General features: G+C 34.4%; 10 protein-coding genes and 1 pseudogene. 4 read left to right on the top strand and 7 right to left on the bottom strand.

What is annotated here, in order from left to right:
* From KGF65_RS15935 to KGF65_RS15925, 3 genes and pseudogenes are all read right to left on the bottom strand, one after another.
* A pseudogene (locus KGF65_RS15935) lies at positions 1-240 on the bottom strand (hypothetical protein); the annotation flags it as partial.
* Positions 241-801: 561 nt separating this feature from the next.
* Positions 802-1,104 (bottom strand): type II toxin-antitoxin system YafQ family toxin, encoded by a 303-nt coding sequence (locus KGF65_RS15930; protein WP_199876315.1) that lies wholly within the window; start codon positions 1,102-1,104, stop codon positions 802-804.
* Positions 1,094-1,372 carry a type II toxin-antitoxin system RelB/DinJ family antitoxin gene (locus KGF65_RS15925; RefSeq protein ID WP_003625288.1) on the bottom strand — a complete coding sequence of 93 codons (279 nt, stop codon included), beginning with the start codon at positions 1,370-1,372 and terminating at the stop codon, positions 1,094-1,096. The genes KGF65_RS15930 and KGF65_RS15925 overlap by 11 nt, the downstream gene beginning before the upstream one ends.
* A gap of 103 nt (positions 1,373-1,475) precedes the next feature.
* Between KGF65_RS15925 and KGF65_RS15920 the strand changes: the two genes are divergently transcribed.
* Both KGF65_RS15920 and KGF65_RS15915 read left to right on the top strand, forming a co-directional pair.
* The gene (locus KGF65_RS15920) at positions 1,476-2,063 is read left to right on the top strand and encodes a site-specific integrase (protein WP_141268186.1); all 588 of its coding nucleotides are present in this window, start codon (positions 1,476-1,478) and stop codon (positions 2,061-2,063) included.
* A 357-nt stretch (positions 2,064-2,420) separates the two neighbouring features.
* Complete coding sequence (locus tag KGF65_RS15915; protein ID WP_010625611.1) at positions 2,421-2,633, top strand: hypothetical protein; 213 nt, start codon at positions 2,421-2,423, stop codon at positions 2,631-2,633.
* Between the two features lie 1,769 nt (positions 2,634-4,402).
* Here the strand turns inward: KGF65_RS15915 and KGF65_RS15910 are convergent.
* From KGF65_RS15910 to KGF65_RS15900, 3 genes are all read right to left on the bottom strand, one after another.
* The gene (locus KGF65_RS15910; protein ID WP_063487538.1) at positions 4,403-4,891 is read right to left on the bottom strand and encodes a hypothetical protein; all 489 of its coding nucleotides are present in this window, start codon (positions 4,889-4,891) and stop codon (positions 4,403-4,405) included.
* 602 nt (positions 4,892-5,493) lie between these two features.
* A complete protein-coding gene (locus KGF65_RS15905) occupies positions 5,494-5,943 on the bottom strand; it encodes a hypothetical protein (RefSeq protein ID WP_063486888.1) in 450 nt (149 codons plus the stop codon).
* Between the two features lie 387 nt (positions 5,944-6,330).
* Positions 6,331-6,765: a hypothetical protein gene (locus tag KGF65_RS15900; protein ID WP_015474768.1), complete on the bottom strand. Its 435-nt coding sequence runs from the start codon at positions 6,763-6,765 to the stop codon at positions 6,331-6,333.
* 124 nt (positions 6,766-6,889) lie between these two features.
* On the opposite strand from KGF65_RS15900, the gene KGF65_RS17345 reads away from it, so the two are divergent.
* Positions 6,890-7,015 carry a hypothetical protein gene (locus KGF65_RS17345; RefSeq protein WP_257591854.1) on the top strand — a complete coding sequence of 42 codons (126 nt, stop codon included), beginning with the start codon at positions 6,890-6,892 and terminating at the stop codon, positions 7,013-7,015.
* A gap of 21 nt (positions 7,016-7,036) precedes the next feature.
* On the top strand, positions 7,037-7,618 hold the full coding sequence (locus tag KGF65_RS17175; RefSeq protein WP_225083855.1) for a hypothetical protein: 582 nt from the start codon (positions 7,037-7,039) through the stop codon (positions 7,616-7,618).
* Positions 7,619-7,832: 214 nt separating this feature from the next.
* On the opposite strand, the gene KGF65_RS15890 is transcribed toward KGF65_RS17175, so the two are convergent.
* On the bottom strand, positions 7,833-8,587 hold a 755-nt coding region (locus KGF65_RS15890; protein WP_216788236.1), incomplete at its 5' end, for a hypothetical protein.

The raw sequence follows: 8,587 nt of genomic DNA, 5'->3' as shown, positions 1-8,587 counted from the left end.
TGTTTGTGATTTGCCATTAAGTATTTCGCCATACTTAATCATTTCATTATTGGTTAATTTGATAATACCTTCCGAATCGTCCTTTATTTTGTCCCTTCCATTATCCCGAAAATTCTCAATAGACTTTAGAAAAAAATGCCCTTTAACGAGATCATCACATTTTTGGTTGAATTTTATAAACCCTATGGCTTTCTTATTCTCATGTTTATATACTTCATCTTGTTTTTCATGTAAATTCATTCTATTACACCTTCTCAAAGTAATTATTTAATCAACTGCATTATACTTCTTTGCACTTCATTTTTGTTTCATGTTATAATGAAATCGCAAAGAAAGAATAAACGTTTTTACACCAAAGCCCCTAGCAGGTTACGACTGCTAAGGGCTTTTTTAGTGGGCTAAATGTCGCCTATTTTATTTTACTTGCGGCGTTTCCGTTTTAGCCAGTCCGTAAACCACGCTGTTATCAGCGCAACCGCAAGTGGGGCAAAGAAAGAAGTAAACAATTTTTACACCTCCCAACCGTTGCAGATTGGATAGGCAACTTTTTCATTATACCTTATTTATCGTCTTTGCCACCAGTGCCGTTTTTTTGCCGTTTCTGGCGTTTTAGGCTCGTTCCTAACCTTTTCTATTTCTTCCGCCTTATCCGTGTTCAAATCGTTTCCTGTTTCCAATGTTATGGGGGGATTTTTAACAAATAACCCCTCGAAAACATTGAAAGAATAACCCCTAATATCTATAATGTAGATATTGGGGGCTATTTTAATTTATTTTTTTATAAGTGCCCCTAAACTATAGCTATTGATTCAAGATTTCATGGGAGCCAGTTGCAATCAATAACAAAATCAATTCATCATGATCTAGCTGATAAATAACAATCCAGTTGTCATAATTTTTACCATAGTTTCCATATCTGGCAGGGTGAAATTCACGATAGCCACGCCAATTTCCTTTTAATGCATGATCTTTAATCTGTTTCAAAACAAGTGCATCTTGTTCAACAATTGCTTCTAAACAAGGCTTCAAGACAGTTATTGGGAAATGTTTTTTGACTAGTTTTTTTAATTCACGTTCAAAAGATTTGGTCTGTTTAATTTGCATCTAATTTATCGATCCAATCTTCAAAGTCAGTCAATGAACCAATGTTTTTGACCTGCCCTGTTTCTGCTTCTTTTTTAGCGGCTAAGGCTTCCGGAGAATCTAAAAAGCTGACTAATCGAACTTCATTATTGGCCGCTTTAACTAACGATAAGCGTATATACTCAGAAACGGTTAGCCCTTGTTTTGCTAGATTAGCTTTAGCCCGTTCACTAATGTCAGGTGTTACACGAGTTGAAATTGTCTTGTTTTTAATAATAGTATTACTCATTCTAATCCGCCTCCTTTAAGTTTACCGTCGTACTACATCATAATATTCGATTTTTAGGTTTTCTGCAACTAAATTAATTTTAAAGTAAAGGAACTAACAGCTTATGCAACAAGTTGTCTTACCCATCAAAGATTCAAACGTTCTTAAAGAGGTTCAAGATACGTTACTCAATGACTTTAAAGCTGGCCGACGTAACTATACGATTTTTCAAGTTGGTAAAGCGACGCTACTGCGAGTGAGTGACGTTATGGGCTTAAAACAGGCCGATATTTTTAATCCGGACGGTTCTATTAAACAAAATGCGTTTATTCATGACCGAAAAACTGGTAAACCTAATACCTTGTACCTTAAGCCTGTTCAAACAGAGCTCTTATTGTACCGTCAATGGCTGCTTGATCATAAGCTGGATTCTGAATGGCTCTTTCCGTCAATTCAACACCCAGAACGCCATATTACTGAAAAACAGTTCTACAAAATTATGAGTAAGGTTGGCGATCTATTAGGAATTAATTACCTTGGTACCCACACTATGCGCAAAACTGGGGCTTATCGCGTTTATACGCAATCCAATTACAATATTGGCTTAGTCATGCACTTATTAAATCATTCAAGTGAAGCCATGACTCTAGCTTATTTAGGCTTAGACCAAGCAAGTACCGAAAGTATGTTAGATCAAATTGATTTTGGTTAGTTTTATTTAGATTTTTAGTTGTCGCCAACGGCGACTTCTGATACAGGTTTTTAATGGGTCTAGCACAACATAGAATAAATTCTATGTGTAAGTGCGCATTGACCTCGTTTCACTCGGTCTGCTGATAACCATAGAATCAATTTTTGCCATGGTTGAATTGAATGTATTCTTAATTCAACTTATGCTTACACTTAACTAAGTTTGTTATGCTTTAGATACTTAAAAAATGTTGCAGATTCCACTGTTTTAAGCCAATTTTTTTAATCGTTCTGTGCAAAGAATCTTTATGAGCTTGGTAACAAATTTTGAATAACGGTGCTGTAAGATCTGTGAATTTAAACTGAAAGCATTATTTTGATGTTAGGAGTAATTAAGATGGACGAAAAGAAAGTATTAAAAACCATTGATGAAATGCTTGCTGATCCTTGGCAAGTTGATATTCAAGAATTGTTTGAAGCTTCTTTCAATGAACCTGACGAGATCAAAAAGAATTTGTATGATTCCCTGTATACTTATGTTTTGCAAAAAAGACAAGAAGATATTATTAATCGTCCTGGCTTCGTTATTTAGCCCTCTAAAAGCCTGCTGAGGGCTTTTTATTTTTGCTTTGTTATAAATATATATAAACAGTCTCAAAAACGCTAGAAACAAGAAATAAGGCCCTTAAAAACGAATATAGCAGTTAGATTCTTGTTGAGATTCAGAAAAACTAACTGTTTGCTGTCAATGGTAGCGGACGAGCGTAGCGTGGGAGCATAAGGAATTGACAGCTTTTAACTAGTTTTTACACCTTTTAGCGTATAAAGTTGCTTAGGTTGTAGGTTGCTTGTTAGCACACAAAAAGGCCTATCAAATTAATGACGGGCCTTTATGATTTTGCTAGAATCGTCACACTATTATGAAGTAGGTGTTTGTGTCATGTCGGAGACACAAGCATGATTATAGCACTATGCAAACTTGGTGCAATACTAAAAAAGTGAACACCCGGGTAAGTGCTCACTAAGAAGTTGTCACTTCGAAACGGAATACCATGAGTCCCGACTAATGGGACAACTTTATTTTAGATCATTCTAATTAAATTGCAATATTAAAAAGCGACTACCTAAACAGATAGCCGCTCCCCCAAGTAATATAGATAGCACATATTATTATAATAACATTAAAATTGACATAGTAAAAAGGCCTATCCAGTTAAGGGTAGACCTTTTTATTTTGCAGTATGTTACTGAAAGTAGTGTGCAATGTCATGTCATACAGCACTATTTTATGCTAGTTAACATAACACATAGTATTAAAAGCTAAAGTTTGTGAAGTGTGTAAATCCTTGTTATATCAACGATAGCAAGCTATATATTTACCGATATCATACGATAATGATACTTTGTGAAAATAGAGTAAATTTGTAAATGTTAATATACCAGTATTTTACACTTGTGAAAGTTTATTATTCTACGTATGTAAGTTACTTTGTGATAATGACGTTTCATGTATAATTGTCCGAAACATGTCGGCTTAGAACCCGCCTAGGCTGAGACTATATAATATTAATAGTGTGTCTATCGTTAGTAGTTAGTTCTTAACGTTTTGTGGTCTACGTGACGATTAGTAAATTAATAACACCCTAGTTTAACCTATCTGCACGCAACCACGTGCTCTTAACCCTCAAGGTCAAAACCAATTTAGTGCACTTGCCCTTTGCTGTTCAGAACGCTTGAACCTGAGCGGGATATAGTTTTCCCCTTGTTTTGCGAAGAAGAAAACTTTTTGTTGTTCGTCACGAATCACCGTCACGTAAAAACACTTGTATTGTTACTATTGCGCTTGTAGATTAGCCTAACTAATTTAGCCTATAAAAAAAGCACCCTTTATAGGTGCCAGCAATCATTTATTTTTAGTTGTTTGGATCACTGGCCTTGCGTAATCGCCCTGTACTTTCGTACTGCTTTACCGCCCGCCCCGTGCGTGGGGCCACCGTTCGGAACCACCCTAAATACAAGTATAGGTTAATTCCTAGTGGGAGTTTATAGCGGCGGCTCTCACTTGACCTGTCGACTTGTTTCATTAGCTCCGCTAACCGGCTGTCAGTCCTCGAAAGGTAAGATTAGTTGGCTTGGCTAGAATGTTGCCACTCTAGTAACGAGGCTTGGCTCCCCCGTGATCCAGAAAAATTCAACTCTACCTACTTGAAAAATCTTACAATAGTAGGTAAAATGAACACATAAACTTGATGAAGTTAGTGTGTTCCCCCGGGTTAGGCTCCGAGGGAATTTTTTTGTCTATTTAATTTAGTTTCAAACAGTATTATACCCCTTTGCCGATAATATGACAAAGGGGTATTTTTAACGTCTTAACCAACCAAACAAGCCCCTTTTAGGCGTCTTAGTGTCTACTCCCTTATAATTACCCTCGGTAGGCTTTAAAACGTCTGTATCGTCGCTTTTAAGGGGGATATCGTCCTGTGAGAGGGGGTTGTTCGTAGTGGTACCAAGTAGTTTTTCGTTTTGACGGTTAGTAGACAAATTAAGTTGTTGCTGTTGATCCAGTAATTGCTGAAACTTGTCTATCTGATTATTTTTAGCCTTAATCTCTGCTTTAGCGTCTTCTAAGTCTGCACGTAATTGCTTCACTAGATCACTTTCATTGTCGGTCTTGGGACTACTTACACTATTATAATAGCTTTCTATAGCCTCTACAGACTCTTTAGTAAAATTATACTTACCCTTAGCATCTTTCTTAGGTTGCTTATCAGCCGGTATTTCTTTGATTATCTGATAAATACGACCATTTGTAACATTTAATCGTTTAGCAATGCTTGATATAGTCTCCATTAACATTACACTCCTATACTCAACAACTATAAGCCTACATCTAACTAAATAATCATAGTAAAAGGCTATGTATAGTATATTATAGTGGAACGATGCACTAAAGCAAGTCAACGAGGGCTTGGAATACGTCTCTCAACATATAATATAATTCTATCGTGGAGAGTTTTAAGGGTAGTGGCTGTTTTTGCTTGAAAGGTGGTGGTGCATATGCAATATACTGCACCCATACTAGGAAAAGTTTTCAGCCATGTTAGCTTGGTGCTGGTTTGGTCTAGCAGTCGCAAGACTTGCTTACCAAATTTATCGAGACAACAAAACCAAACAGAAAATACTAAGCTTAGTATTTTTTGTTTGTCACCTAAATTTGAGTTTTTTCCAACTTTTAACCAGAATCGTTTTAATCACTCATCCATTTGAACAATAGCCAGTCCTAGTTTACAACAGGTTTCGATTTTACTTCGTTTAAAATAGGTTATACTAGACAAAAAATCAGCTCCTAAAAAATGGGCTTGTGGTAAACACCATTTTAAAGGAAGCTGATATTTTTCCCGAACAGCGTTGGGATTAATTTTACAATCTACCTTCCATAAGTGAAAGTTTTTTCATAACATTCGTCTCCCTAAAAGGTTTTTAAAAGCAATAAAAAACAAACTTGGTATTGAAATGGCGATAAGGAGTCCGCTAACAAAAAAACTAATCATTAAATTAAGCCAGTCATTTTGATAATCACTGCGGGCTTGTAAATCTATTCGGTTGCTAACTGGATTTGTTGAATCATGGTACAAATCAGACAGTTTTTTTGTGGCCTTATCTTCCATATGAATTGACCGTGATTGCAGAGACTTCATATGGAAATTGATTTTTTTAATACTGGGCACCGTCTCTAACAGTAATGGGTATGCGATCAGAAAGGAAATAGTCCAATAGACGTTAACAAAACTCCATTTTAGAGGCATACTGCCATCTGGATTAGCCGTCATAAAGTAAAATACTATTATGAAAAATACTAGTCCATGCAAGTAGTCAGAACAGATTCTTTTTAGTAATTTCATTGAGTATTCTCCTAAACTGGTTAGTCGATCGCTTTTAATTATAATCTTTTTTTAATCATAATCAAATAATACTCATTTTCGATAAAAATATCTCAATTTTACTGATGATCAATAGCTACAATCTACCATTTCAATTTAGAAAATATTCCCAGTTCCATCAAAACGGAGCTAAACAAGATAGTGTATGACATCGATGACTAATACTTTAACACCAAACAGAAAGAGGCTATGAATATATAGGGTCTATAACTATATTATAGACCCTGAAATGTCTTGTTTTTGAGATATAAAATAGTTAAAAACAGATACAGCTTTAATTTAGTGGAGTTTTTAAATCTGGAGTTATTTTTATGTTTAGAATTTGCTGCTTATAAGGCTGTTGAGGTACTACTCCGTTATTGAGAGAAGAAGGGCAAATAAACTTAACAATAGTGAACATACGGCAGATCCATATAAACCAATAGCTTTTTGGATTTCTGCTTTTTTTGAAATGAGTGGTGGTAATTTTTTCGTTAAAGTATATTTTTTAAATAACTTTTGTTCAAAAAGATGTGTTAGGACTTGTATGAATACAAATAAAAATAGTAATGCTTCAAACATGAGTGAAATACGTAAATCCTTTTTGATTATAAGTGTATAGAGCGCACTCACAACAATAAAAAATCCCACTAAAAGGCATATATAACGGAATTTTTTAATAGTAGCTGAATATTTATGATAAAAAGCAGAGGACTTATTTTGTTTTTTTAGTATTTTTTCTTTTTTTTGTGGTATAAGGTATAAGAATGCAAAAATAAAAAGTAAAAGTAAAAGTAAATACATTATGGTTTGTCCTTTCTAAGAGAGTATAAAATAGTTTGTGTAAATAAATAAAATCCTATTGAAAAGGGAATCCCTTCCCCGTATGATTAAATCGTCAAACCAAACCAAAACGGAGGGATTCCCCATGGAACAGTTTGCCAAAGATTTAACCAAAACTCTATTATCAAATGGCGATGTTAAAGAACTTTTTCGCCAACAAAATTTACGCAGGTCAAATTATAACTGTCTAATTTCTAGAATGTTAGGATAGGTGATAAAAGGGGGTACAGTTATGAATAAAAAAAAATTAAGGTGGCTATATGGTTTGGGGGCCTTAATCGTTATTGTTCTTGCTGCATCTTTTATCATTAAGGCAGTCAATGGTCATCAAAAATCAAATACTTCTAGCAGCTCTGCTAAAGTTGAACAAACAAGTAGTAAAAAAAAGACTAGTAACAGTTCTACTTCTTCTAAAAAAAGTAGTCAAACTTCCTCTAGTTCTAGTGAGGTGAGCTCTGCTTCTTCTGCTAGTTCAACAAGCAATTCTACTACAAACAGTCAAAGTAGTTCTACTTCTTCTGTTTCCAGTAGTTCTAGCAGTCAAGTACAAGCTACTAGCTCTACTAATCAACAAACAAGTTCTTCTGCACAATCAAGTAGTTCTACCCAACCAGCAGTTGGAACTGTTACTACTAGACCACAAGGTGCTTGGGTAACTACATTTGAACATAACCTCTACAATGGTTATAAGGTAACGCCTAATTACTATAAATATTATGGTAATGGACTTTGGGAAGTTTGGGTCAACGAAATTAACACTAATGATTATCCATATGTTACTGTCAATCAATATACTGGTAACTTCCATGGTTAAAATAAAAATAAGATTTAACTTAAAAGCCTCTACAATCAAGTAGAGGTTTTTTATATACCATTCCTTGTTTACATAACCTACCTTATCAACACTAACAACCGTACCAATGCTTCACGCACCCTTGTGCATTGACCCTAAATCACAAACTCGCCGCAAACCTTTAAGTTCCATTCACATATCGCCGTTTTTTCAAAATTACACAATCTATACCACTTTATTTTTTAAAATCTTCTAAGCACAAATTTTCCACTTCGTTATTCTTGACCTCTTTCGCATACCATTCTTTTGATTTTAAAAGATATTCTAATTCTATTCCTTTTGGGAAAACAAAATTTTCTTTTGTAGCAGTTTCCTTGAATTCTGAAAATATTAATCGATACTCATGTTGATCTCCATACTTGTTAGCTTTTCTTGCAAAACACTCCGCTAAATACTTCTCGTATACTTCTATGTCTTTAGTTTCGTTTATTTCGCTTAGTATTACATCTTTTTTCATATTTAAAGGCTTATCATCATAATAAACATACGTCCCTTTAAGCCCAATACTAATTTGATTTTCAATTTTTTCCAACCAATTTTGATTTTTAAATATTTCTTTAGTATTCATGCCTTGTAAATTCTTCGTCGTTAAAGATTTAATCGCATTCACGTAATCTTCATCTAAATCTGGGTCTGTGGAATTTATTTTCTTTCTCCAACACAAAAAGTTATTAGTTTTAAATCTTTGAATTCTGTCCATGCCCATCTTTGGCTTTTTAATCTCATAATTTACAAATTCTGGCGTGTTACGTCCCATAGCTTCAAATGAATCATTCAGCGAAATATTGAATATAACAGCATTTCTCTTTTCCAAATCTTCTTTTTTCCCTTTTTTGTTTAAAAGTTTATCAACTGTTGTTTCCTTTATTTTCCCTTTATCATCAAAATCATCTGAAAAAAGCACAGTAAAACTACTAATATATGTTTGTG

This window comes from Lactiplantibacillus sp. 30.2.29, assembly GCF_018991255.1.
GTDB classification, from domain to species: domain Bacteria; phylum Bacillota; class Bacilli; order Lactobacillales; family Lactobacillaceae; genus Lactiplantibacillus; species Lactiplantibacillus pentosus.
Note: the sequence above shows the minus strand (reverse complement) of the source record. Positions and strands in the feature narration are given on the sequence as shown.